General features: G+C 46.2%; 20 protein-coding genes and 4 tRNA genes. 2 read left to right on the top strand and 22 right to left on the bottom strand.

From position 1 onward, the window contains the following. Nucleotides 1-64 precede the first annotated feature (64 nt). The 17 genes from BLP57_RS03920 to BLP57_RS03840 form a co-directional block, all read right to left on the bottom strand. A complete protein-coding gene (locus BLP57_RS03920) occupies nt 65-988 on the bottom strand; it encodes an AEC family transporter (RefSeq protein WP_015526976.1) in 924 nt (307 codons plus the stop codon). A 21-nt stretch (nt 989-1,009) separates the two neighbouring features. Next, nucleotides 1,010-2,197, bottom strand: a complete 1,188-nt coding sequence (locus tag BLP57_RS03915) for a S41 family peptidase (RefSeq protein WP_059085352.1) — start codon at nt 2,195-2,197, stop codon at nt 1,010-1,012. Nucleotides 2,198-2,369: 172 nt separating this feature from the next. After that, nucleotides 2,370-3,275, bottom strand: a complete 906-nt coding sequence (gene ftsX / locus BLP57_RS03910) for a permease-like cell division protein FtsX (protein WP_015526973.1) — start codon at nt 3,273-3,275, stop codon at nt 2,370-2,372. Then, nucleotides 3,265-3,948: a cell division ATP-binding protein FtsE gene (ftsE, locus tag BLP57_RS03905; RefSeq protein ID WP_015526972.1), complete on the bottom strand. Its 684-nt coding sequence runs from the start codon at nt 3,946-3,948 to the stop codon at nt 3,265-3,267. Before ftsE ends, ftsX begins: the two co-directional genes overlap by 11 nt. Nucleotides 3,949-4,404: 456 nt before the next feature. After that, the gene (locus BLP57_RS03900) at nt 4,405-5,496 is read right to left on the bottom strand and encodes a PucR family transcriptional regulator (RefSeq protein WP_015526970.1); all 1,092 of its coding nucleotides are present in this window, start codon (nt 5,494-5,496) and stop codon (nt 4,405-4,407) included. Between the two features lie 136 nt (nt 5,497-5,632). Next, a complete protein-coding gene (locus BLP57_RS03895; RefSeq protein ID WP_022426731.1) occupies nt 5,633-6,502 on the bottom strand; it encodes a YitT family protein in 870 nt (289 codons plus the stop codon). Between the two features lie 191 nt (nt 6,503-6,693). Then, a complete protein-coding gene (locus BLP57_RS03890; RefSeq protein ID WP_021650789.1) occupies nt 6,694-7,068 on the bottom strand; it encodes a PqqD family protein in 375 nt (124 codons plus the stop codon). Further along, nucleotides 7,068-8,966 (bottom strand): OPT family oligopeptide transporter, encoded by a 1,899-nt coding sequence (locus BLP57_RS03885; protein ID WP_092069570.1) that lies wholly within the window; start codon nt 8,964-8,966, stop codon nt 7,068-7,070. Before BLP57_RS03885 ends, BLP57_RS03890 begins: the two co-directional genes overlap by 1 nt. Before the next feature lie 218 nt (nt 8,967-9,184). Next, nucleotides 9,185-10,984, bottom strand: a complete 1,800-nt coding sequence (locus tag BLP57_RS03880) for a nitric oxide reductase activation protein (RefSeq protein ID WP_175442948.1) — start codon at nt 10,982-10,984, stop codon at nt 9,185-9,187. After that, nucleotides 10,977-11,894, bottom strand: coding sequence for an AAA family ATPase (locus tag BLP57_RS03875; RefSeq protein ID WP_092069567.1), 918 nt, complete (start codon nt 11,892-11,894; stop codon nt 10,977-10,979). The genes BLP57_RS03880 and BLP57_RS03875 overlap by 8 nt, the downstream gene beginning before the upstream one ends. A 204-nt stretch (nt 11,895-12,098) precedes the next feature. Then, nucleotides 12,099-14,216, bottom strand: a complete 2,118-nt coding sequence (locus BLP57_RS03870) for a glutamine synthetase III family protein (RefSeq protein WP_021650786.1) — start codon at nt 14,214-14,216, stop codon at nt 12,099-12,101. A gap of 93 nt (nt 14,217-14,309) precedes the next feature. Further along, complete coding sequence (locus tag BLP57_RS03865; RefSeq protein ID WP_015526961.1) at nt 14,310-15,275, bottom strand: diacylglycerol/lipid kinase family protein; 966 nt, start codon at nt 15,273-15,275, stop codon at nt 14,310-14,312. Nucleotides 15,276-15,454: 179 nt separating this feature from the next. Then, a tRNA-Met gene (locus tag BLP57_RS03860) sits at nt 15,455-15,528 on the bottom strand. A 16-nt stretch (nt 15,529-15,544) separates the two neighbouring features. After that, nucleotides 15,545-15,617, bottom strand: a tRNA-Val gene (locus BLP57_RS03855). Nucleotides 15,618-15,624: 7 nt separating this feature from the next. Then, nucleotides 15,625-15,698, bottom strand: a tRNA-Met gene (locus BLP57_RS03850). 16 nt (nt 15,699-15,714) lie between these two features. Then, nucleotides 15,715-15,787, bottom strand: a tRNA-Val gene (locus BLP57_RS03845). A gap of 368 nt (nt 15,788-16,155) precedes the next feature. After that, nucleotides 16,156-19,911, bottom strand: coding sequence for a phosphoribosylformylglycinamidine synthase (locus tag BLP57_RS03840; RefSeq protein WP_092069564.1), 3,756 nt, complete (start codon nt 19,909-19,911; stop codon nt 16,156-16,158). 154 nt (nt 19,912-20,065) lie between these two features. On the opposite strand from BLP57_RS03840, the gene BLP57_RS03835 reads away from it, so the two are divergent. Continuing rightward, nucleotides 20,066-20,944: a LysR family transcriptional regulator gene (locus tag BLP57_RS03835; protein WP_021650784.1), complete on the top strand. Its 879-nt coding sequence runs from the start codon at nt 20,066-20,068 to the stop codon at nt 20,942-20,944. A 167-nt stretch (nt 20,945-21,111) separates the two neighbouring features. On the opposite strand, the gene BLP57_RS03830 is transcribed toward BLP57_RS03835, so the two are convergent. The 3 genes from BLP57_RS03830 to BLP57_RS03820 form a co-directional block, all read right to left on the bottom strand. Continuing rightward, nucleotides 21,112-21,948: an Mrp/NBP35 family ATP-binding protein gene (locus BLP57_RS03830; protein WP_015526958.1), complete on the bottom strand. Its 837-nt coding sequence runs from the start codon at nt 21,946-21,948 to the stop codon at nt 21,112-21,114. A gap of 94 nt (nt 21,949-22,042) precedes the next feature. Next, entirely contained in the window at nt 22,043-22,411 is a 369-nt protein-coding gene (locus BLP57_RS03825) for a metal-sensing transcriptional repressor (RefSeq protein WP_015526957.1), read from the bottom strand. A 14-nt stretch (nt 22,412-22,425) separates the two neighbouring features. After that, a complete protein-coding gene (locus BLP57_RS03820; protein WP_015526956.1) occupies nt 22,426-22,653 on the bottom strand; it encodes a hypothetical protein in 228 nt (75 codons plus the stop codon). Between the two features lie 173 nt (nt 22,654-22,826). Here BLP57_RS03820 and BLP57_RS03815 point away from each other — a divergent pair, with 173 nt between their 5' ends. Further along, nucleotides 22,827-23,399: a xanthine phosphoribosyltransferase gene (locus BLP57_RS03815; RefSeq protein WP_015526955.1), complete on the top strand. Its 573-nt coding sequence runs from the start codon at nt 22,827-22,829 to the stop codon at nt 23,397-23,399. 95 nt (nt 23,400-23,494) lie between these two features. On the opposite strand, the gene BLP57_RS03810 is transcribed toward BLP57_RS03815, so the two are convergent. Then, complete coding sequence (locus BLP57_RS03810; protein ID WP_092069561.1) at nt 23,495-24,886, bottom strand: substrate-binding domain-containing protein; 1,392 nt, start codon at nt 24,884-24,886, stop codon at nt 23,495-23,497. 13 nt (nt 24,887-24,899) lie between these two features. Continuing rightward, on the bottom strand, nt 24,900-25,517 hold the full coding sequence (locus BLP57_RS03805) for a WYL domain-containing protein (protein WP_015526952.1): 618 nt from the start codon (nt 25,515-25,517) through the stop codon (nt 24,900-24,902). Between the last annotated feature and the right edge of the window lie 6 nt (nt 25,518-25,523).

Raw genomic sequence — 25,523 nt, 5'->3', positions numbered from 1 at the left:
ACAGGTAATATCCGCAAAGCATGTTGCCTGACACAAAGTTATCCGTAACGATTCCCTGAGATGCTCAGGCAAGATACAACATGACCATCAGTGGCATGGTTATGATACTTACCAGCGTTGTCATTACATTGATGGTGCTGGCATAGACCGGGTCCTGATCGTAGAGCTGTGCCAGCTGTACAATCGTTGTTGCCGACGGTGTGATCACTGCCATCAGACTGATAAGCAGAATGGTTTTTCCATCCTTTACCATTGAAGCCAAGGGCAGATACTTCAAAAACAACAGTATGAGCAGCGGAGTCACCACCATTTTCAAGATCGTGATCAGATAGATCCTGGAATGGCTGAAAATATCTTTCCATTTTACCTCCGTCATGGTCATTCCAAGCATGATCATACATACAGGTCCCAGGGTGGCTGAAATCTGGCTCATGGTGTTTCCAAGAATCACCGGCAATCTGATCTGCGTGAAGAACAGAACGATTCCAAGGATAATAGCGATCAAATTGATGTTGCAGAGGATTTTTTTCCAGTTGATGCCGGCCTTCGCCTCCATCAGTGACTGTCCGTGGGTCCACATCAGGATCATCTGCACACTCAGGAAAGCACTGGCATAGATCACCCATTTTTCACCAAGGACTACCGTTACAAGAGGGATCACCAGATTTCCGGAATTGGAATAGATGATGGATTCTTTTTCTACCACACTTAATTTCAGTGGCTTGCCGATGATCTGTACAAATACCAGAAGAAAAATATGGATCAGGATGGCCGCTGCCACTGCCAGAAGGAAGCCATTCCGGATGCTTCTGGAATATTCGATCTGAAAAGCATTGATCATTACGCAGGGCATGATGATGTAGATACAGATGACTGAAAGTGTCCTGCTGCTTTTTGCATCGATAAGTCCGCATTTTACCACTGTAAATCCACAGGACATCATCAGAAAAAATACGATGATCTGCTGCAATAATTGTAAAGTTATCATTTTTTCTCCCCTCCGAACGCGTCAGCTCTGTCCGATCTCTTTCAGGGCTGTCTGAAGCTGCGTGTCTTCTTTATGTGTAAGTTCTGTCCAGTCTGTGATGTCTCCGGAAAGCTCTGCTTCCACATCCGGAGTGATTCCTTTTTTGTTGATATCATTGCCCTTTGGCGTAAAATATTTTGCGATGGTGATCTTTACCGCACTGCCATCGGTAAGAGGCTGGATGGTCTGCACCACGCCCTTCCCATAGGTAGTTGTTCCTACAATCGTTCCAATCCCGTAGTCCTTTACCGCCCCCGCAAAGATCTCCGATGCACTGGCACTGTTTCCGTTTACCAGAACAGCCAGCGGCATGTCCAGTTCATTTTTTCCGTCGCAGGTTTCCTCTTCCCTTTTTCCGTTTTTGTCCTCTGTATAGACGATCAGTCCTTCCGGAAGTATTTGGCGGAGTACGCCGCAGACTGCAGTAAGAAGGCCTCCCGGATTATCACGGAGATCCACAACCAGCTTCTTCATTCCCTGATCCTTCAGATCTGCAAATGCTTTTTTATACTGATCGCTGGTCACCTCAGAAAATTCGGAGATCCGGATATAGCCGGTGTCTCCGGAAAGCATCTCATGGGAAACGGTCTGAATCTCCACATCCCGGATCTCCACTTTGACATCCCGGGTTTTCTCTTCGTTTTCCCGCTGTATGGTCAGCATTACGGAATCTTTCTCACTGTCACGGACCATGGAAGCAATATCGGAAGTTTCTTTGTCTGTAACATCAGCTCCATCTACTGCCTTGATCACATCTCCCTTTTTCAGTCCCGCCTGTTCTCCAGGGCCACCCTCATAAAGCTGTATGATCTTTGCCCCTCCGGTGTCATCCTTCTGAAGAACGGCACCAATCCCTACGTAGGAGCCTTCATTGGAAGTATTCAGCTCTTTATACTGTTCTGCTGTGTAATAGGTGGAGTACGGATCCCTCAGGCCGGCAAGCATGCCAGCATAAAGCCCCTCACGCAGGCTGCTTTCGTCTTTTTCATCCAGATATTCTTCATCGATCAGTTCTTCCAGGTAATTCAGCTTCTGAACCGTTTTCACATCGGAAAGCGCATTGCCTTTCGGAAACAGTACTTTCTGATAGCTGGTAAAAACCGCGCCTGTCACAACCAGCGTTGCTGCCACTCCAATGGCTATACCTTTTTTGAATTCTTTATTTTTCATATTTTTCCTTTCTTCTGCACAGCCGGTAAAGCCGATAAGATCACAGATTTTCTGTACTCCTCTGTGCGCCGTTCGGTTTTTATATACCGAAAACGGCTGCCGATATTCCGACAGCCGCTGTATATCTTATGATCACACATCATGCGGATACATAAGATTCTCTGCTATTTAGTTATACTCTGAGATGTTTTCTTGTTGTGAAAAAGCTTCCCAAAAGACCGATTCCCACACCAAGTCCAAGTCCCATGGGAACCAGACCCTCATAAATCTGCCAGATTGGAATGAAATCCACGATTCCTGTCAATACATTGAATTTTGTCAGAATAAACTCTACAGCGGAATTATACAGGAAAAACAGGCAGATCAGCGGTATCGCCGCACCGATCACACCGAGGATCATACCTTCCAGAAGGAATGGCAGTCGTACAAAAGCATCTGTAGCTCCTATGTATTTCATAATTCCGATTTCTTCCTTGCGGACAGAAATACCCATAGATACTGTATTGCTGATCAGGAATATGGAAATGATCAAAAGGATTGCGATCACGGCAATCGACACATAAGAAACCAGCTTGTTGATGGAACCCAGTGTCCTGGAGGCCTGTTCAGACTGATTTACCTTCCGGACATGTTCCAGTCCCTGGATATAATTCACCAGTTCTGTCTGCTTGGTAATATCATTAAGATATACCTGATAATTGGATGAATTGGCAAGAGGGTTATCATCTTTAAATCCATCTGCCGCATCTTCATCTCCAAAATATTTCTGTTTGTATTCTTCCCATGCCTGATCTGCGGACTGATAGTCCATCCTGGCCACTTCCGGCCTGGACTGAATAGCATCGCCGATCGCCTGGATTTCTTCCTCTGAAGTGCCCTCATCAAAGAATACTGTGATCGGTACTTCTTCTTCCACCTTATGGGCAATATTACCGACGTTGTTCACGATGGAATAGAAAATACCTACCAGAAAAATGCAGGCTGCCATCGTGATGATACATGCCAGGGAAAACATCCAGTTTCTTTTTATATTCTTAAAGCCCTGCTTCAGGGTATACCAGATCGTACTAGGCCTCATGATATCCTCCCTCTTTCTCATCGCTGATGATCTTGCCGTTGTGCATGGTGACTACTCGCTTGCGCATGGCATTGACGATATCCTTATTGTGGGTAACTACCAGAACTGTGGTTCCTCTGTCATTGATCTGCTCCATCAGAGCCATGATCTCTTCAGAGGTTTTCGGATCCAGGTTTCCGGTCGGCTCATCTGCCAGAAGGATGTCCGGGCGGTTTACCAGTGCTCTGGCAAGAGCAACTCTCTGCTGCTCACCACCGGAAAGCTCATCCGGGTATGCCTTATACTTTCCTGCAAGTCCTACCTCCTGGAGAACCTCCGGCACACGTTTGCGTATCACACGGGTAGGTCTTCCTATGACACGCTGCGCAAATGCTACATTCTCATACACATTACGGTCTTTTAAAAGACGGAAATCCTGAAATACTACCCCAAGCTTTCTGCGATACTTGGCAACACGTCTGTGTTTCATCTTCTCCAGACGTTCCCCGCTGACTGTGATCGTTCCGCTGGTAGAATCCAGTTCTTTCATCAGAAGCTTGATCAGTGTGGATTTACCGGAGCCACTGCTTCCTACTACAAATACGAATTCCCCTTTATCAACATGTAAGTTCGCATGATTCACAGCCGGAAGACCCGGGCCGTAAGATTTGCTCACATCTACAAGATCGATCATATATATCCTCCTCTATATTATAAAAGCATAATTTTCTTAATTTTTTCGTAACATTATTGTAATATATTTTCTGTTTAAATGCAAGAATAAATTTCCCGGGCCCTACAACTGTTACTGGCCACTCCATTCTCAGTAATGCGCTCCGCGGAATATTACCAGTGAACAGTAATCAACAGCCCTCTTCAAATTATTTATTTTAACGTAAAAATACCAAAATTACAATAGAGTCATGGATGTTATCTGTGAAGTTCATGTGAATTCGTTACTGCTCACTCTGTTCTCAGTAACACACTTCGTGAATGCTTCCAAACAGGTGGGACATTTACAACAGTATTCCATGATGAAAAACGCTCACACAAAAACTGCCGCCTATTCCGGGAAGGAATAAGTGGCAGTTTAAAATTTCTAATATGTTGCCTTAATATATCAAACTATCATCCTGCATTCCGAATGCTATTAATACTCTAATGTCTCCATATATTTCATATATCGAACAACCATCAGCGCGATCTTAAATGTAATGGCATCCTCAAACACTCTCAAATCAAGGCCTGTACTCTTCTGGAGTTTATCCAGACGATATACCAGCGTATTTCTGTGGATATACAGCTGACGTGAAGTTTCCGATACGTTCAGACTGTTCTCAAAGAATTTATCGATGGTGACAAGTGTCTCCTCATCGAAATCGTCCGGAGATTTGTTGTCAAAGATCTCGCGGATAAACATCTTACACAGAGGAATAGGCAGCTGATAGATCAGGCGTCCGATTCCAAGTGAGCTGTATGCGATAACTTCCCTGTCTCCGAAGAAGATCTTGCCTACATCAAGGGCCATACGCGCTTCCTTGTAGGAACGTGAAACTTCTTTCAACTCATTGACAATGGTACCGTATGCCATGTGGACATCCTCACCATCTTTATTCAGATCCAGAGTATCCATAATCGTATGAGCCAGCTTATCCATCTCCGGATAGCCCTCTCCCTCTTCCAGTTCCTTGACTATAATGATGCTCTTCTCATCAACAGCAGTGATAAAATCTCTGCTCTTTCCGCCAAAAAGGCTTTTCACGCTCTCTACAGAGCTGTGATCTTTCTCCTGGTTCAGTTCCAGGATCATAACTACACGACGGACATCTGCTTCAATATGAAGCTTCTTCGCTCTGTTGTAAATATCCACCAGAAGAAGATTATCAAGAAGAAGATTCTTGATAAAGCTGTCTTTGTCAAAACGCTCCTTGTACGCAACGATCAGATTCTGGATCTGGAAGGCTGCAAGCTTGCCTACCATATAAGTATCCTCATCATCTCCGTGGGCTACCAGGACATATTCCAACTGATAATCATCACAGACCTTAAAGTACTGAAATCCCTTGACAAGCTGGCTGTCCGCCTGGGATTCTACAAAAGCCTGGATATCTGCCGGCTGGATTTCAAAATCAGAAAAGGTAGACGCAAGTACCTTGCCGTCTGTGTCAATGACACAAAATTCCGTCCTTGATATTTCTTTAAGTCCCTCGAGCGTATTCTGTAACACCTGATTCGATATCATTCCGTTCAATCCCTTCTCACTTATGTGTATGCTTATCTTCTGTCTTTCCCTCTCTATCTATGGCTATTTTAATACAAAATCACCAAAAATGAAAGAGTAAAACTGAAAAAATTTACAAATTTTTGTTGAAATCCGCCTAATTTTTCTCTATAAAACCTTCTCCATGAACTTCTCTTGCATCGGAAACGATCACAAAAGCGTTGGGATCAATATCATCTACCAGCTCTTTCAGCTTCACAATTTCCTTTTTGTTTACCACACAGAAGATGATCGTCTTCTCCTGACCGGAATACATCCCCTTGCCACAGATCCCTGTCGCTCCGCGATCCAGGTCTTCCATAATGACTCTGGCAACCTCATCCGGCTTCTCCGTGACGATAAATGTCTGTTTGGAAAACTTCAGACCTTCGATCAGACTGTCGGATACTTTTGTTACCAGATAAACCGCAATGATGGCATACAGGGCCCGCTGGATACCGAACACATACATTCCTACGATCACAATAAGCCCATCAATAAACTGCATGATCTGTGCGATGGAATAATGACGCATATACTTCTGGATCAGTGCTGCCATCATATCCGTTCCGCCTGTGGTTCCCTGTCCAAGGAAAACCATTCCAATGCCGATTCCTAGGATCACACCACCGTATACAGCAGCCAGAAGGAGATCATCTCCCGCAATATTCCACACCGGCTGAATGGCAAGCCAGGTTGAGAGGGAGATCTCACCGACCAGAGCTTTTTTTACAAAGGAAAAGCCTTTGATCCGCCATCCCAGAAAAAACAGCGGAATGTTCAGCGTGATATTGGTAAGCCACAGCGGAACCCCGCCATCTATGATCTCACCGGTCCAGTGCTTCACCAGGATCGCTATACCGGAAAAGCCGCCTGTTACCAGCCCGGTTGCATCAAAAACGGAATTGATGGCAAGTGCCATCAGCCCGGTTCCTACTATGATCAGAAGATAATCCAGATACCAGTCCTTTTTTTTCACAAGACTCATAAAGTGCTCCTTTCATTTTTTACAGCAATTCCCGGAATTTCTGTCTTGAAATGTCCTCAATATTTCTATTCCGCTGTGAAAATTCCGAAAATGCTATAGTATCATATGACAACTGCATCAGTTTCCCGCACTGACGTGTCATAAAAAGAACGGGACCGTACACTATTCTGCGTCCGTTCCCGTTCTCCATGCTATTTTTCTGTCTTTTTATTTATAAAATGAACAAATTCATAGCTTTCCATTATCTGAAAGTATTTTACGATTCTCGGATAAAGCGGTTCTGCCTTATCTCCGAAATGCTCTTTCACCAGCAGGGCAAGCTCCTGCACGGTTTTGGCTCCATCGATCTCAGGCCAGATAAAAGTTCCCATTTCATCAAGATGAACCTTGGAAAACCTTGGCTTGCCAAAAACCTTCTGCGCGATGGTATTGAACATACCCTTATTCTCTATCTCAAGAATGATCCGCTGCTTCAGGTCCCGGTGCCACCGGATCGACTGGTTTGTTTCCGGGATCAGATCAAGATAGTTGATATCCTGTTTCTTATCCTTTTTGTTTTTTCTCATCAGGCTTTCTTCTTTCTCCAGATAGAGAATTTAAGCAGTGACAGGATCATGATGATCATCAGCACAACACCGCCGATATTTCCAAGGTTTACAACGCCGGACATATCAAGGCTGATACCGACAACTGCAAAGATCGCAAGAAGAATTCCAACAAGACCCTCGCCGGCGATCATACCAGCACAGTAGAGAGTACCATCTGTGGCCTGAGCTGTCTTGGTTTTTTCGTCAACACCTTTTCTGCGGTCAAGTAATCCACGAACAATACCACCGATCATGATGGTTGCGTTCAGGTAGATTGGAAGGTAAAGACCGATTGCGAAAGGCATTACCGGGATACGGAGGATCTCAAGGCAGATTGCAAGGAATACACCTACAAATACAAGTCCCCATGGAAGGTTTCCGCCCATGATTCCCTCAACGATCATCTTCATAAGCTGAGCCTGTGGCGCAGGAATCTCTGCTGTACCGTAGCCCCATGCTGCATCCAGAAGATACAGAACACCGCCGATAGCAAGACCGGAAACAACAACACCGAGCATCTCACCCATCTGCTGCTTCTTAGGTGTAGCACCGAGAAGGTATCCTGTCTTAAGGTCCTGAGAGGTATCACCGGCGATCGCTGCGATGATACAGATAACAGAACCAACAGCGATCGCTGCTGTCATTCCGTCGATACCTGTTTTACCGGAGCTCTTGATCGCAAATGTAGCAATCAGAAGAGTAGCGATAGCCATACCGGAAACCGGGTTGTTGGAGCTTCCTACAAGACCTACCATACGGGAAGATACTGTTGCAAAGAAGAATCCAAAAACTACGATGATACATGCACCAAGAAGAGTTACCGGGATTGCCGGAACGATCCAGATGATAAATACCATTGCTATAACACCGAGAAGGATGAACTGCATCGGAAGATCCTGTGCGGTTCTCTCTGTGCTTGTGTTCTTGCTTCCCTTCATGCTCTTCATGGAGTCACGGAAGGTTGTAACGATCAGCGGCAGGGATTTGATCAGGGAAATGATACCACCTGTTGCGATAGCACCTGCGCCGATATATTTAACATAAGTAGACCAGATTGCTGCTGCTCCGCCGTTTGCGTAAAGCTGGGCAATGGTCGTTCCCTCTGCTGCCGGATACATCCATGTATCAGGTCCGAACAGGCAGATCAGCGGAATGATGACCATCCAGCCGATAAGAGAACCGGTAAACATGTAGGATGCGATCTTCGGTCCTACGATATAACCAACACCGAGAAGTGCCGGATAAACCTCCATACCGATCTCACCCTTGAAGGATTTAAATGCTGCAGAAACATCTGCCGGAAGAAGCTTCAGTCCATCAACAACAAATTTGAAGACAGCTGCAAGTCCCATACCGGAGAATACTGTGGAAGCATTTGCTCCGCCTTCCTCACCGGCAAGAAGAACGTCTGCGCAGGCAGTTCCTTCCGGATAGAGAAGAGTTGCATGCTCTTTAACAATGAGGGCATTACGAAGGGGTACCATGAAAAGTACACCAAGGATACCACCGCAAAGTGCGATCAGAGTGATCTCAACGATGCCTGGTTTGCTTGTAAGTCCTTCCTCTGCCCAGAGGAACAGTGCAGGCATGGTGAAGATAGCACCTGCTGCAAGAGACTCACCGGCTGAACCGATAGTCTGGACCATATTGCTCTCCAGAATGGAGTTTCTGCGAAGAATCACGCGGATAACACCCATGGAGATAACTGCCGCCGGAATGGAAGCAGATACTGTCATACCAACACGAAGACCAAGGTAAGCATTGGCTGCGCCGAAGATGACAGCAAGAATACATCCCATGATCACAGATGTAACTGTGAGCTCCGGAGTGATTTTCTCCGCAGGAATGTAAGGTTTGAACTCTGTGTTTTTGTTCATATTTCCTCTCCCTTTATCTAGTAAATTAGTAACGTTATATAGTATAGCAAATTTCGCAGTATTTTGCAAGAAATTATATCTGAGATATTATATATTATTTACAATTTTCTGTATAATTATAAGCAAATAATTGGTCACTATGCAGCTTTTATGCTAACATAGTGACCTTATTCCTTACAATTGAATATTATACATCTAAAATAAAATACTTTTTTTTTTCAGTTGTCCGTTTCCAGCTGTTTTGTCAGATATCGCCCTACGATCTTTGAGAAATTTCCGATATCCCGGATATAAGCAAAATCCTTTCCAAAAATCTTCTTTTCCGCCGGAAGATCCTTCTCTTCACCTGCAAATACCCCCAGAACACTGACGCCCTGGCTCCGAAGACGCCGCACCTCTGTTGCAGTATCTGAAATGGCATATTTTCCCTGATAAGGGGCCGGATTTTTTGCATTGGGGCGGTTTATGATCACATCGTAGGGGCGTCCGTCACTTAAGATGATCAGGATCTTTTTTTCCTCTTCCCTCTGCAAAAGACTGTATCCCGCTGCTTTTATGGCAAGCCCGTCCCGATTATTGGAGGAAGTCACATAATTGAAAATATCCTCATCCGCCGAAACCGGATCATCATATTCCCGGAACCTGTGCAGGATCGTATGATCCCAAAATGTGCAGTAGCTCATAACCCGATGAGGGATTTCCACATTGCTCAGGGCAGAGCTGATCATATAAGCCTGCAGTGCCACATCTCCCTGTCGGCTCATCTGTGAACCACTGGCATCGATCAGTATATCCACCACAAAATCCGTATTGTCTCCACGAAGAATCCTCTTAAAAAGATTTGCCTCACCGCTTCTGCCTATACGCCACAGCCTGGAAGGAACGATAGTTCCCCGGTCTGATAGGACTTCCTGGTTTTCACTTCGGATCACCAGTGCTTTTTTCAGGAGTTCAGTCAATATGGCAATATTTCGTTTTGCAATTCTGTGCTTGTCATGATAGATCCATATGTTCTTATTACGCAGACGCTTTGCATACTGGTACTGATAATTATCACGAACCGGATTTTTCAGGATTCCTTCTGTAAAATACAGGCTGCAGTCTCCGTGTATTCCCCGGCACATAAGATGGTTCATTCTTTTTTCTTCCGCAGGTGTAAGATAGGTTTTTCCAAAATTCAGTTCCACATAGGTATGAGCTTTCTGAAGAGCTTCCTCTGAAATCACCGTGATCTTGTTTTTCACCTTACGTTTTTCTTCCATATCCTGTGTCAGCGAGGAATCTTCAATATCTGTCATCCGGTCTGTGAGCTTTTCCACGTAATTTTCCAGAGCTTCCTCATACATCTCTTCATTAAGGTAGTCTTCCCAGCCAAATTCCGTCAATTCTTCCAGCGTCACCGCCATTACCCGTTCAAGGGAACCGTTTTTCTTCTCAAAGTCCGGATCGATGACCGCATTATAGAGGCTGTCAATGATCCGAATCAGTTCCATGGTGTCTCCGCTTTCTGCGCAGGCATAGATCTGATTCCGGAATGCAGACAGTTTTTTCTCCAGAGGCTGTACGCTTCCTGTAAGTACATCACGAAATACTGCAATTTTCAGCCTGTCTAACAGCTTATCGTAGAAAGGCAGGGTTTCATATTCCTGATCCAGGATATCTTCCAGAGCTTTTTTTCTCATGCGGCGAACCCCGGGGCGCTCTTCACAGATCCGCTCTCCCACTGCCGCTTCGATACAGAGCTGTGTCAGCCCGGTCAGCTCCGTCTCAGAGGCATCCAGATAGATTTTTTTTACAAGATAAAGGCCAAGCAGATTTTTGTCAAAATATCTGGCAAAAGCCCCCTGTTTGATTCCATCGTAAAGAGCGATCTCTTTTGAGCGGAGAAACAGCGATACATCCGGCTTCACATCCAGTGTATAGTCGCCGCTTACCGTCCAGAGGAGATTACGGATCCGGTTTTCCAGCTCCATCTTGTAATCTTCTATAGAAAGTTCTTCTGTCAGATCTTTATGCATAGACATCATCCTTTGTCCACTCTTCCGGGATCCTTGTACGGACTACATCGTCCACGATCTCCCTTTCAAAAATATCGAAGGTTTTGTTCACCACTCCCATCTGCACTGCTGCCAGAGGAGAAAGTCCTGCACGAACAATCTTCATGGCAGCCAGAAGTCCTCGAAGATCCAGCGCTTTTGTGGAGATCTCACTGTTTACGGATTTCTTCTGAAGATCCATAAATACACCGATAAACTGTTCCACTGCCTTTTCCTTTGCCTCCGGGAACATTTTGCGAAAAATAAATCCCAGGGTTTCTTCTGTCTGTGCTGGCATATCGATCACCAGGAAACGGGAAACCAGAGCTTCGTTCAGCTCCTTTGTTCCTGCATATCCGTAGTTCATGGTTCCGATAAAACGTGCCGCAGGATGAAGGTCGATCCGGTCATAGCCCGGAACATCAATGGAGCGGCGATAGTCCAGAGTCGCATGAAGGACAGAGACCGCATCGTTCTTTGCCATATTGATCTCATCCAGAATACCGAAGCCGCCATACTCGGCACACTGATAGATGCTGCCCTTTCGGAGGCAGACTTCATTGTTTACAAAGGTATCCGTTCCGATCAGGTCTCCGCTGTTTGTATTGACATGGAAAGATACATTATAAACCGGACGGCCAAAAGCATATGCCAGATTTTCTGCCAGGATATTTTTTCCCGTGGCCTTTGGGCCTGCAAGAAGAAGATTTTCTCCTTCCAGAAGTCCTGCAATGGCCATTTCCAGGATTTCTTTTCCGTAGAACGGTATGGACGGTCTGGTAACTCTGGCTGCAGCCCCCTCATCAACGTTATAATTTCTTCGAAACTCCTCGATACCGTGGATCAGGCTTTCGGAAACGTTCTGTTCTTTTAAAAATTCTAATTCTATCATATATACTTACTCCTGAATCTGATTGAATGCCGCAGATATCCTCATCCGCAGTTATTATATGATCCTCTGACGGATAACCGCTTACAGATTTTTTCTCCGCCAGGTAAAAAACGGGACAGATCTTACATCTGTCCCGTCATTTGATCTCAAAGATGCCGCTGCACCCAGGGAACATCTCTTATTTCCTGTATTTTATTTAACCGATCATACCTCAAAGATCAGATCACCGTAGGATGGCATCGGCCACATATCTTTATCTACGATCATCTCAAGCTCGTCTACAGGTTTTCTTAAAGCCTGCATTGCCGGTACCACGCTCTCTCTGAAGAATACAGCACGGTCACGTCCCTCTTCATGGGATTCCGACTCAGCGATCAGTCCGGAAAGCTTATCCATAGCTGTCTTGGTCTCAGCAAGAAGTGCGGAGGTTTTTTCCAGAAGACTTGTCTGTACACTGACATCAAGCGCTGCGCTCACTGCCTTCACAGAATTGATGGACTCTGCAAGAACCGTTGTATAACGGATCACTGCCGGGATGATCTGCTTGGTAGCTACATCCACCATGGTCTTGGCCTCAATGTTGATAGCCTTTGCATAGCCTTCATACTGGATCTCTGCTCTGGACTCAAGCTCTGCTCTTGTAAATACATTAAAGGATTCAAAAAGCTTCACAGCCTTATCTGTAGTCAGCGCAGGAATAGCATCTACCATGGACGGAAGGATCGGAAGTCCACGTCTCTTTGCCTCTGCCTCCCACTCCGGTGCATATCCGTTTCCGTTGAATACAATACGCTGATGCTGGATCGCATACTCCTTGATCAGGTCATGTACTGCAGTATCAAAATCGTCTGCTGCTTCCAGACGGTCGCATGCATCGCGGAATACTTCTGCTGCAATCGTGTTCAGAACTACGTTGCACTCGGAAATGGAATCACGGGAACCAACCATACGGAACTCAAATTTGTTTCCTGTGAACGCAAACGGTGATGTTCTGTTTCGGTCTGTAGCATCCTTCATGAAATCCGGAAGTGTCTTAACACCGGTATCCAGGATCTCGCCGGTCTTACTGTGTGTGGCGGTACCTGTGCTGATCAGCTGCTCCAGAACATCCTGAAGCTGCTCACCAAGGAATACGGAGATAACTGCCGGCGGTGCCTCGTTTCCTCCGAGACGTTCATCGTTTCCAACGTCTGCTGCAGACTCTCTCAGAAGATCTGCATGCTCATCAACGGCTTTCAGGATACAAGTGAGAACAAGAAGGAACTGGATATTCTCATGAGGAGTTTTTCCCGGCTCAAGAAGGTTGATCCCGTCATCCGTTGTCAGGGACCAGTTGTTGTGCTTACCGGAACCGTTAACTCCTGCAAACGGTTTCTCATGAAGCAGGCAGCGCATACCATGGCGGCTTGCAACTTTTTTGAGGATACGCATCATGATCTGGTTGTGATCTGCTGCAATATTTACCGGTGCGTAGATCGGTGCCAGCTCATGCTGTGCAGGTGCAACCTCATTGTGCTGTGTCTTTGCTGTTACGCCCAGCTTCCAGCACTCCTCGTTGACTTCCTTCATGTATGCGGAGATTCTCTGACGGATGGTTCCGAAATAATGGTCATCCATCTCCTGTCCCTTCGGCGGCATAGCACCGAAAAGAGTTCTTCCTGTATAGATCAGGTCTTTTCTCTGGAGCCATTTCTCCTTATCAACCAGGAAATACTCCTGCTCAGCTCCAACGGAAGGAGTTACTTTTTTTGATGTTGTATTTCCGAAAAGGCGAAGAAGTCGAAGCGCCTGTGTATTGACCGCTTCCATGGAACGAAGAAGCGGTGTTTTCTGGTCAAGCGCCTCTCCTGTGTAGGAGCAGAATGCTGTGGGGATACATAAGATCCCGCCGGCTGCGTCATGACGTACAAAGGCAGGTGATGTACAATCCCATGTTGTATAGCCTCTTGCCTCGAATGTTGCACGAAGTCCTCCGGATGGAAATGAGGATGCATCCGGCTCACCCTTGATCAGCTCCTTGCCAGAAAAGCTTAAGAGTACCTTTCCGTCCTCTCTTGGCGCTGTGACAAATGCGTCATGTTTCTCGGCAGTAACACCTGTCAGCGGCTGAAACCAGTGACAATAATGAGTAGCACCTTTCTCAATAGCCCATTCCTTCATCTCATGTGCAACCACATCAGCGATCTCCATGGACAGCTCCTTACCCTCTTCTATTGTCTTTTTCAGTTCGCGGTATACCTTCTTCGGCAAACGGTCCTGCATAACAGAATCGTTAAATACATCGCAGCCAAAGATTTCCTTTACGTTGATATAATCTCCCATTTCTTCCTCCTTTTCGTTCCTGTATATCCAGTCTTTCTTATGAGGAAAGACATTTTCACCTCTGTATGATCACCTTGTCTTCGGATACTCGGATCATTCTTCGCTCTTCTGGGTAATCTCCTTGATCTCCTGCATTTTCTGGTTCAGCCGGCTTTTTTTCTGTTTCTTACTGCTGGTAAGATAAAGGTTCATGGCCTCATGAAGATTATCGATCTCCACATGGGTCTGATCTCCACCGAACTCTCCATCCAGCGTCCACGGAACAGCCTCCTCTGACTCTATCACAACATGCGCAGACTTAAAAGAATAGATCAGATCTGTATTATCCTCTGCAGTAAGAAGCGCAGTCATGATCTCCTGAAGCTCCAGCGGATTCTTCGGATTGGTGATCAGTGTCACCTCAAACAGTCCGTCATTCATATCCACGTTTTTTCCGGTAAGATTCTTAAATCCGCCTACAGATCTGGAATTGCTGATCATACCGTAGATAAAATCATTCTCCACAGTCAGCTCATCGGAGGTTACCTTCAGATGATAGGATTTCACCTCAAAAAGCTGCTTCATCCCTTCCAGCACATAGGCAACATGTCCCAAGATATTTTTCAGATCCTGGTCTGTCTCATAGGAAACATTAGTAAACAGTCCAAACGCAGCCACATAGGCAAATGTCTGGTTATTAAATTTACCGATGTCACAGTGATAGATCTGCTCCTCCATGATCATGGAGGCAGCTGCAGTCATACTCTTCGGCATAAACAGACTGTTGGCAAAATCATTGGTGCTTCCTGCAGGGATATACCCGATCGGTGTCTGGCTGCCCACTTCCACGATTCCGGTAACCACCTCATCCAGTGTACCGTCACCTCCACTGCAGGCGATCAGATCTACCTGATCTGCATATTCCTTCACCTGTTCATAAGCATCCTTCGGTCCCTGCGTGGCACGGATGATCACTTCGTACCCACCTTTATTAAAGATATCCACAATGTCCAGCAGATGCATCTTGATTCTTCCTTTTCCTGCTTTGGGGTTGAAAACAAAAAGCATTCTTTTTTTCATTATACAATCCTCATTTCCCGAAATGATTCGTTATGTCTATTCTTTTACTATGATAAAAAAAACGATGTAAAATGTCAATCTTAACTTTTCACATATGGTCTTACCACAGGCAGCCGGAATTTTATAACAAAAAAAGTCCGAAAACCCAATAAAATTGAATCTTCAGACCTTTTGTTAAATAGCGAGAGGGGGATTCGAACCCTCGACACCACGGGTATGAACCGTGTGCTCTAGCCAACTGAGCTATCTCGCCATATTCTTTTGTAACATGGGACCTATAGGGCTCGAACCTATGACCCTCTGCTTGTAAGGCAGATGCTCTCCCAGCTGAGCTAAGATCCCATATAAATAGCGAGAGGGGGATTCGAACCCTCGACACCACGGGTATGAACCGTGTGCTCTAGCCAACTGAGCTATCTCGCCATATTCTTTTGTAACATGGGACCTATAGGGCTCGAACCTATGACCCTCTGCTTGTAAGGCAGATGCTCTCCCAGCTGAGCTAAGATCCCATAACAGTTGTTCGTCTTAGGAACTCTTCCGTTCCGCAACTCGCTTTGCTATTATATAATGGTTTGTGACTTGTGTCAACAGTTTTTTTCACTTTTTTTAATTTTTTAAAAAATATATGCTTTTTTGTATTTTTACAGTGGCAGGGAGGTCTGAAATCCCCTGCCACTGTAAGGATGTTATGGGCAAAGTATTGCCCATAACTTGATACTCCCGGATTGCTCCGCTGCACGCAGCTCACGCAATCCTCAAACATTCGGAATCCGCTAATTTACTACGTAAATTGCTACTTCCTCATGTTTGGCGGGGTCCAAGTTCAAAAGTCTTATCGTGCAAGCACGAACGACTTTTTGACCTTTTCCCCCTGGTATTATCTGAAGTACTCAACACCAGATTCGAAAATCTTGATATCCTGCTCTCCGTAAATATTGACAGCCACGCCTGCGTCACGACGCTCACTGTGTGCCATCTTTCCGAGAACACGTCCATCCGGGCTTGTAATTCCCTCGATGTTCATATAAGAGCCGTTTACGTTAAACTCACCCTCATATCCGGTCTCATCTACCGGTACATACTCTGTTGCGATCTGTCCATTTTCCTTGAGTTTCTTCAGCCACTCATCGTTTGCGACAAAACGTCCCTCACCATGAGAAGCCGGATTACAGTATACACCGCCAAGCTGTGCTTTCTGAAGCCATGGAGACTTGTTGCTGACAACCTTGGTGTAAACCATCTTGGATACGTGGCGTCCGATGGTGTTGTAGGTCAGTGTCGGAGAATCCTCTTTCTGTCCGCAGATCTCACCGTACGGTACCAGTCCCAGTTTGATCAGTGCCTGGAATCCGTTGCAGATACCAAGAGCAAGACCGTCACGCTCATTGAGGAGCTTCATAACTGCCTCCTTGATCTTCTCGTTCTGGAACGCGGTAGCAAAGAATTTTGCGGATCCATCCGGCTCATCTCCGGCTGAGAAGCCGCCCGGGAACATGATCATCTGTGCCTGATCGATGGCTTTCTCAAAGAGCTCTACAGAATCATGGATATCTTCTGCTGTAAGGTTCTTGAATACCTTTACGTCTACCTCAGCGCCTGCTCTCTCAAATGCACGGGTGCTGTCATACTCGCAGTTTGTTCCAGGGAATACCGGAATAAATACACGCGGTTTTGCAACCTTATGTTTGCATACATAGATGCTGTCTGCTTTGTAAAGGGAACCGTCATCTGCCTTGACGTCCTCAGTTCCTGCTGCTGTTTTAAATACATTCTCCAGAGTTCCTTCCCATGTGGAAAGCGCCTCTTTCAGAGTGATCTCTGTATCACCGTAGGTGAACTTCGCATTATCCGTAACCTCACCGATCACAGTATAGGTAATGGCAAGCTCACCGACTTTTCCATCCGGAACCTCACAGATGATATCGCCGAATGCCGGAGCAAAGAAATCTCTTGGATCAAGGTTATGCTCGATCTTTACACCCATGCCGTTACCAAAGGCCATCTTGCTGACTGCAGCAGCGATTCCATGACGGTCAAGTGCATATGCGGAGATCACACGGCCTGCCTGGATATCCTGGTGTAATTTATCATACTGCTCCATAAGAGCCGGGTAATCCGGAAGATCATAGGAATCCTTCGGTGCACGGAGCCATACCAGCTTGCTTCCTGCTTTTTTGAGCTCCGGTGTGATCACATCTTTTACCTTTGCAACATCCACTGCGAAGGACACCAGTGTCGGAGGAACATCAATGTCATTGAAGGTTCCGGACATACTGTCCTTACCGCCGATGGAAGGAAGGCCGAATCCGATCTGTGCCGCATAAGCACCAAGCAGTGCGGAGAACGGCTGGCTCCATCTCTTAGGATCTTCTGTCATACGACGGAAGTATTCCTGGAAGGTGAAACGGATCTTCTTATAGTCACCACCGGTTGCAACGATCTTGGCAACAGACTCGGTTACTGCGTAGGTAGCTCCATGATACGGACTCCATGAGGAAAGGTATGGATCAAAGCCGTAGCTCATCATGGTAACAGTCTCTGTTTTTCCGTTCTGTACCGGAACCTTTGCAACCATGGACTGTGTCTCTGTCAGCTGATATTTGCCACCGTGAGGCATAAATACACTGCCTGCGCCGATGGAGCCGTCAAACATCTCCACAAGACCCTTCTGTGAGCATACATTCAGGTCAGCAAGAGTATCCATCCATTTTTTCTTTACATCTGTTACATCCGGACGTTCCTCGAAAAGATTTCCGTCCTTTGACGGGATCTCAACCTCAACGGAGGTCTCCTGATGTGCACCGTTGGTATCCAGGAATGCACGGGAGATATTTACGATTTCTTTTCCTCTCCAGTTAAGGACAAGGCGTGGCTCCTCCGTTACAACTGCAACCGGAATTGCCTCGAGATTCTCTTCATTTGCAAATTTCAGGAAAGTATCCACATCTTTCGGGTCAACTACAACAGCCATACGCTCCTGAGACTCAGAGATGGCGATCTCAGTGCCGTCAAGACCTGCGTATTTTTTCGGAACCTTGTCGAGGTCGATCTGAAGTCCCGGTGCCAGCTCGCCGATGGCAACGGAAACACCGCCTGCACCAAAGTCGTTACATTTCTTGATGATATGGCTGACTTCCTCTCTGCGGAACATCCTCTGGATCTTACGCTCGGTAGGCGCGTTACCTTTCTGCACCTCAGCGCCGCAGACCTCGATGGAAGCCTCTGTGTGGACCTTGGAGGAACCGGTTGCACCGCCGATACCGTCACGACCGGTACGTCCGCCAAGAAGGATGATGATATCTCCAGGATCGGAATTTTCACGGATGACCGCACGTCTCGGAGCCGCACCCATAACCGCACCGATCTCCATACGTTTTGCAACGTAGTCCGGATGATAGATTTCTTTTACAGCACCGGTTGCAAGACCGATCTGGTTTCCGTAGGAGCTGTAGCCGTGGGCTGCGCTGCGGACAAGCTTCTTCTGCGGAAGTTTACCCTTCAGAGTTTCCTTTACGGATACGGTAGGATCTGCTGCACCTGTCACACGCATTGCCTGGTATACATAGGTACGTCCGGAAAGCGGATCACGGATGGCTCCGCCAAGGCAGGTTGCCGCACCACCAAAAGGCTCGATCTCCGTCGGATGGTTGTGTGTCTCGTTCTTGAAGTTGATCAGCCACTCTTCTTCTTTCCCGTCCACGTCCACCGGTACCACGATACTGCAGGCATTGATCTCATCAGACTCTTCCTGGTCTGCAAGCTTGCCTTCTGCTTTCAGTTTCTTCATTGCCATAAGTGCAAGATCCATCAGGCAGACAAACTTATCATCACGGCCCTTGTACATATCCTTATGGGCATCCAGATATTCTTTGTATGTTTTTTCAATAGGAGTCTTATAATCACCTTCGTCAAACTTCACGCTGGTAAGCTCTGTGGAGAAAGTAGTATGACGGCAATGATCAGACCAATAGGTATCCAGAACACGAATCTCTGTCATGGAAGGATCGCGTTTCTCTTCATTTCTGAAATAATTCTGGATATGCTGGAAGTCCTTAAATGTCATGGCGAGGTTCAGAGAAGAGTACAGCTCCTTCAGATCAGCCTCAGCCATATCCTTGAATCCGTCAAAAATCTTCACATCCTCAGGATCCGGGAATACTGTTACCAGTGTTTCCGGCTTCTCAAGACCTGTCTCACGGGAATCCACAGGGTTGATGCAGTGATGTTTGATCGCCTCAAACTCTGCATCTGTAACGTTTCCTTCGATTACATAAGTAGTTGCTGAACGGATGATCGGTGCTGCATTCTCATCCAGGAACTGTACACACTGCACTGCAGAATCGGCTCTCTGGTCAAACTGTCCGGGAAGGAATTCTACGGAAAATACACGTGCGCCCTCTGCCACATCAAATTTTTCAAGATACAGATCATCTACCGGCGGCTCTGCAAATACGGTCTTGCAGGCTTTCTCAAATACTTCATCGGAGATATTCTCCACGTCATAACGGATCAGCTCACGGACTGCTGTCACAGTGCTGATACCAAGATAATGTTTGATCTCATGTTTCAGTTCCTTTGCTTTTACTGCAAAGGCAGGTTTCTTTTCTACATACACACGTCTTACGTTGCTCATAGAAGGCTCCTTTCTCTATATCCGATAATAAGGATGGTAAACGTGCAGAAAGCATTTCAGTCTTTCTTTTCTGCTGAAAATATAGTATCATAGGAAATATCATTAGTAAAATTAATATATCTTATATCATTTATAAGCGGAGGATTTTTCACATATGGATATCAATCTTGAACTTTACAAAGTGTTTTATTACGTGGCCACAACGCTGAGCTTTTCGGAGGCTTCCAGACAGCTTTTTATCTCACAGTCTGCAGTAAGCCAGGCCGTCAAAAACCTTGAAAAAAAGCTGGGCCATACTTTGTTTGTGCGCAGTACCAAACGGGTCATCCTGACTCCGGAGGGAGAGCTTCTCCTCCAGCATGTAAAGCCGGCCCTTTCCATGCTCAACGAAGGAGAGGCTGTCCTTTCCGGAGAAGGAAATCTTACCGGTCAGCTGCGGATTGGTGCCAGCGATACTCTGTGCCGCTATTTTCTCATCCCCTATCTCCGCCGTTTCCACAAGGATCATCCGGAGGTACGGATCAAGATCATCAACAGTACCTCCATCGGATGTGCGGAGCTTCTGGAAAACGGCCAGGCTGAGCTGATCGTCACCAACTACCCGAATTCCCGGCTTTCAGCCCACACCAAGCTTCAGACTGTGCTGGAATTCCGGGATATCTTCGTGGCAAATCCGGACTATTTCACCATGGGCAAATCGCCTCTTTCCATGGAAAATCTTCTGGATTATCCCATCCTGATGCTCGCTCCAAAGAGTACCACCAGCGAATATCTTCATCAGGTGTTTGCAGCCCAGGGACTGAAGCTGCTGCCTGAGGTTGAACTGAACAGCAACGATCTGCTGATCGATCTTGCAGAGATCGGACTTGGTATTGCCTGTATCCCGGATTATATGCTCCGCAACCGTCCGGGTCTGGAACCTGTCCATCTGAAAACACCTCTGCCCGCAAGAAGTGCCGTGATCGCTCATCATGAAGCACTGCAGCTTTCCCAGGCTGCTCAGTGCTTTCTTAAATATTTTTCCCAGATCTGATACGATCAAGTTCCTGCCGCTTACTGCTTTTCGCGATCGAAGCAGGATACTTCCCTGATTCAGTAAAAAAGCCACCGGAATCTGCCATAAGGTTATTACGATCCTTATGTACTCAATTCCGGTGGTCTTTTCTGTTATTGATATCGGTCAGATATTATTCTTATTACTTACGCTTCAGCCTTCGGCATCACGTCTGCTGCCGCAGTGATATACTCATTCTCGATCTTACTGAACAGACCGCTGTCTGCAAGCTCTGCAAGCTTCACGTCAATCGGCATCTTGCCCAGGACCGGAACCTTCAGTTCTGCAGCGATCTCATCGATATGGCTCTCGCCAAAGACCTTGATCTCTTTTCCGCAGTCCGGACATTTCACATAGCTATAGTTCTCCACGATCCCAAGGACCGGAACCTTCATCATATCAGCCATGTTATAGGCCTTCTTGACGATCATGCGGACCAGATCCTGCGGAGAAGTAACGATCACGACACCCTCGATCGGCAGGGACTGGAATACTGTCAGCGGAACATCTCCGGTTCCTGGCGGCATATCTACAAAGAGATAATCCAATTCACCCCAGATCACATCACTCCAGAACTGTTTTACCATATTTGCAAGGACCGGACCTCTCCAAATCACCGGTGTCTCCTCATCCGGGAGAAGAAGGTTTACAGACATAACCTCGATTCCGTTTGCAGTTGGCATCGGATAGATTCCATTGTCACTGCCCTGTGCATTGCCCTTGATGCCATACATCTTCGGGATGGACGGACCGGTGATATCAGCATCCATAATGCCCACTTTATATCCCTTGGAAGCCATCAGGTTTGCCAGGGAGCCTGTTACGAAGGATTTACCCACGCCTCCCTTTCCGCTGACAACTCCGATCACATGTTTTACGTCAGAAAAAACGTTTGGTTCTGCCATGAGGCTCTGGGGCTGTTTCTGTCCGCAGCCTTCACAGCTTGATTTGTTGCAGGATGTATTGCTACACTCTTTTGCCATAATAGATTCCTCTCATTCTTTGTATTTACACAGACAGAACTGGCTCTCTGTCCGTGCATTTTTCTCATTCATGAGCTCTCATGAACTCCTTACCTTACTTCATAAATCTGTCGATCGCTTTTTCCAGTTCCTTGATAGCATCCCTGTCTCCATGCTCCACTGCATCCACGATGCAGTGTTCTATATGATCCTGCAGGATGATCTTGCCTGTATTATTGATCGCAGATTTTACGGCTGACAGCTGGATCAGCACTTCGCTGCAGTCACGTCCTTCCTCCACCATACGTTTAATGGATTCCATATGCCCGATGGCCCTGGAAAGTCTATTGAGTACGGCCTTGGTCTGTGCGTGGCTGTGATGATGAGGATGTGTGCCATCGTGAGTATGCACATGTTCCTGTTCCCCATGGGTATGTTCAAGAACGGTTCCATCCTCGAGAACGTGCACATGTGTTTCTTTCATGTGTATTTCCTCCTTCAGATCTCCGTGAAAGAACAGCGCTGCCGGATCATAGATGTCTGAATGTCAAAAATGATGGTTCCGTCTTCCAGTACTGTCTTCTCGTAGGAGACATCCTTCCCCTGAAATTTCTGTTTCACATACGCTTCCGGATCTGCAATCTCCACTTCTTCCACAAATACATCACGCATCTGATTTCTCGGACATTTGTTAAAAATTTCCCAGATTACTTCGTACTCTTTCATCTGTGCCTGTTCCTTTCTTAGTCATCCTATCCATTATAATAATTTTATGTTTTTTTGTCAAAAATAATTGCACTCACGCAAATATTGTCGTATGATACATATTAAAAATATTACTGCTCTGTCCGTGGGCAGTAAACATATATTAATGTGATAAATCAAAGGAGATAAATTTCATGCAGCTTTTAAAAGACAGAATTCTGACAGACGGCGTAGTAAAAGAAGGAAATATTTTAAAAGTGGACAGCTTCCTGAATCATCAGATGGATATTGACCTGATCAACGAGGTCGGCAAAGAATTCAAGAAACGTTTTGACCACTGTCCAATCACCAAGATCCTTACCATCGAGGCTTCCGGTATCGGTATTGCCTGTATTGCGGCACAGTATTTCCATGTACCGGTTGTATTTGCCAAGAAAGCACAGAGTGTGAACCTTGACGGCGAGATGTACACCACCAAGGTAGAGTCTTTCACCCACAAGAAAGTTTACGATGTGATCCTTTCCAAGAAATTTCTCGGACCGGAAGATCACGTACTCCTGATCGATGATTTTCTTGCCAATGGCTGTGCACTTCTCGGTCTAATCGACATCGTTAAGAAATCCGGCGCAACTCTTGAAGGAGCCGGAATCGTTATCGAAAAAGGCTTCCAGTCCGGCGGACAGACCATCCGTGACATGGGTATCCATCTGGAATCCCTTGCTATCATTGATTCCATTGCTGATGGCAAACTTACTTTCCGTGAATAAGATTTATCATAAAAAATACTCCTGGAAACTTATATACATTGTTTCCGGGAGTATTTTTATTTTTATCACAGCCAGATCATGATATCATTTCTGATCTATGCATCTGCACCCTTTTCCGCTTTCTCTGAAGGTGTCGGAGTTACTGTTTCCTCCGGTGTCGGTGTTCCGGAAATTTCCGTTTCTTCCTTTTCCGATGAAGCCGATGCAGCTTCCGGTGTATTTTCATCTATATCCGGTTCTTCCGTCACCGTAGCTTCCGATGTCACTGTCGGCGTTGGTGTGGCAGTTGCCTCCGGCATGATCTCTTTTTCTTCATAATATCCGTCATCCACTAGCATCTGATAATTCTCTGCATCGATCAGCTGGATATCACTGGTCACAGTTCCCACGATCTTGGTCCCGTTGTCATACTGCTCATAATCGGAGATCTCCGGCTTCTCCCCTTTCAGAAGAGCATCCACCATCGTCACACAGTCATTTGCCAGTACACGGTTATCAAACAGCAGATCATCCTCAATCTTTCCCTGGATCACAGCGGTCACTGCTTCTGCCTCACAGCCGCCTCCTGTGATCATAGGCCAGCCATCCTCTCCAGACACATGTCCTGCATCCTCCAGGGCATCCACAGCCCCAAGTGCAAGGTCATCAGCACCTGTGCAGATAATATCCGGCGCACCCTCTGTATAATTCTGAGAAAGGATCTCCGCCATATCATTCTTTGCGGTATTTCTTCCGGAACGCATCACTGCAGTATCATCAAAGGTCAGCTTTCCTGAAGTACATACCAGTGTTCCATCGTCGAAATATTCCTGAAGCTTCTCCAGCACGCCATTATAAAAGAACAGTGCGTCACGATCATCCGGAGAGCCCATAAGGAACTCAATGGTCAGAGTTTTCTTTTCTTCCCGGGCTTTCTCCAAATCCATTTTTTTTATGATGGAATCTCCCACCATTTTTCCGGCTTTTCTTGTATTAAAGGTAACATAATAGTTGACCTTATCTGTATCCATGATCAGCTGATCGTAAGAAATCACAGGGATAGATTTCTCATACACCTGCTCCAGCACATCGTTCAGGCTGTAAGCATCTGAAGGTGCGATGACAAGTGCAGAAAGCTCTTCATCGTCCAGAATGGACTGGATCTGTGATACCTGCGTATCACTGTCTTCATCTGCCCAAAATATCTCTGCATCATATCCATCATCTTCCAGTGTATTCTGAAGAGTTTCTCCATCAGCAGACCAACGGGGATCATCTGCTGATGAAGGCAGAAACACACCTACTTTCTTATCTGCTGCCGCAGTTTCTTTTGCAGTTTCTTTTGCTTCTTCCTCTGCATCATTGCTGTTTTTGGCTTTTCCTTCCGGGTCTTCAGACTCCACACTTTCATTGGCTGCCTCTGTCGCCTCTTTGTTTTTTCCACAGCCGGAAAAGGCTGCTGTAAAGACAAAAGCTCCCACAAGCAGGATTGCTGTTTTTTTCTTCATGATCAAATCTCTCCTATAAGCCTTTATAGTCCTTTGCCAGTGATTTCAGATAGTCTCTGTAGGCGGCTGCAGATTTCTTGGGTTTCAGGATACGTACACTGCCGCCCATCCCGGTCAGCCAGCCGTAGAATTTTCCATTTTCCGGAAGCTCTGCAGTTACCGTCAGATCTCCGCTATCTTTCATCTTATATTCTGCATCTGTACCGAAAAAGTCACGCACCTCCGCCTGTACAGCTCCGGTACAGAGAAGTTTTATTTCTTTTTTTATGGTTCCGGCTGAAGCCTCAAGAAGCTTCCGGTACCCTGTCACAGAGGTCTCATGAATATCTTTAGTTTCATGAATCTCCTTAGCTTCCGCAGTCAGCCCGGGTTCTTCAGACGGCTGTTCCTCTCCGGCACTCTCACCGGCAAGATAATACCCACCCGGCCGTTCTCTTGTATAACGGATATCCATTCCAAAAGAACGTAATACCTCCACATCATCATAAATGCTCTTTCGCTCTGCACGGATTCCCTGTTTCTCAAGATTCTCCAGGATCTTCTGCATAGATATTACCCGATGCTCCCCTGTTTCCCGCAGCATTTTTTCAAGGTACAGGATCTTCGCCTTCTGATTGTTTGATTTTGCCATACTGCC

Origin of the sequence: Blautia sp. SF-50, assembly GCF_900101315.1 — a bacterium.
GTDB lineage: Bacteria > Bacillota > Clostridia > Lachnospirales > Lachnospiraceae > Blautia_A > Blautia_A fusiformis.
This window is presented reverse-complemented; position numbering and strand designations above follow the sequence as displayed.

Bases quoted from the DNA above. Each gene is read 5' to 3' on its own strand.
- BLP57_RS03865 (WP_015526961.1), bottom strand. From the start codon at position 15,275: ATGAAAAAAAGAATGCTTTTTGTTTTCAACCCCAAAGCAGGAAAAGGA.
- BLP57_RS03810 (WP_092069561.1), bottom strand. From the start codon at position 24,886: ATGAAGAAAAAAACAGCAATCCTGCTTGTGGGAGCTTTTGTCTTTACA.
- BLP57_RS03900 (WP_015526970.1), bottom strand. From the start codon at position 5,496: ATGATATCGAATCAGGTGTTACAGAATACGCTCGAGGGACTTAAAGAA.
- ftsX (WP_015526973.1), bottom strand. From the start codon at position 3,275: ATGAGGCCTAGTACGATCTGGTATACCCTGAAGCAGGGCTTTAAGAAT.
- BLP57_RS03915 (WP_059085352.1), bottom strand. From the start codon at position 2,197: ATGAAAAATAAAGAATTCAAAAAAGGTATAGCCATTGGAGTGGCAGCA.
- BLP57_RS03870 (WP_021650786.1), bottom strand. From the start codon at position 14,216: ATGGGAGATTATATCAACGTAAAGGAAATCTTTGGCTGCGATGTATTT.
- BLP57_RS03875 (WP_092069567.1), bottom strand. From the start codon at position 11,894: ATGATAGAATTAGAATTTTTAAAAGAACAGAACGTTTCCGAAAGCCTG.
- BLP57_RS03920 (WP_015526976.1), bottom strand. From the start codon at position 988: ATGATAACTTTACAATTATTGCAGCAGATCATCGTATTTTTTCTGATG.
- BLP57_RS03835 (WP_021650784.1), top strand. From the start codon at position 20,066: ATGGATATCAATCTTGAACTTTACAAAGTGTTTTATTACGTGGCCACA.
- BLP57_RS03880 (WP_175442948.1), bottom strand. From the start codon at position 10,984: ATGCATAAAGATCTGACAGAAGAACTTTCTATAGAAGATTACAAGATG.
- BLP57_RS03840 (WP_092069564.1), bottom strand. From the start codon at position 19,911: ATGAGCAACGTAAGACGTGTGTATGTAGAAAAGAAACCTGCCTTTGCA.
- ftsE (WP_015526972.1), bottom strand. From the start codon at position 3,948: ATGATCGATCTTGTAGATGTGAGCAAATCTTACGGCCCGGGTCTTCCG.
- BLP57_RS03825 (WP_015526957.1), bottom strand. From the start codon at position 22,411: ATGAAAGAAACACATGTGCACGTTCTCGAGGATGGAACCGTTCTTGAA.
- BLP57_RS03820 (WP_015526956.1), bottom strand. From the start codon at position 22,653: ATGAAAGAGTACGAAGTAATCTGGGAAATTTTTAACAAATGTCCGAGA.
- BLP57_RS03895 (WP_022426731.1), bottom strand. From the start codon at position 6,502: ATGAGTCTTGTGAAAAAAAAGGACTGGTATCTGGATTATCTTCTGATC.
- BLP57_RS03885 (WP_092069570.1), bottom strand. From the start codon at position 8,966: ATGAACAAAAACACAGAGTTCAAACCTTACATTCCTGCGGAGAAAATC.
- BLP57_RS03805 (WP_015526952.1), bottom strand. From the start codon at position 25,517: ATGGCAAAATCAAACAATCAGAAGGCGAAGATCCTGTACCTTGAAAAA.
- BLP57_RS03830 (WP_015526958.1), bottom strand. From the start codon at position 21,948: ATGGCAAAAGAGTGTAGCAATACATCCTGCAACAAATCAAGCTGTGAA.
- BLP57_RS03890 (WP_021650789.1), bottom strand. From the start codon at position 7,068: ATGAGAAAAAACAAAAAGGATAAGAAACAGGATATCAACTATCTTGAT.
- BLP57_RS03815 (WP_015526955.1), top strand. From the start codon at position 22,827: ATGCAGCTTTTAAAAGACAGAATTCTGACAGACGGCGTAGTAAAAGAA.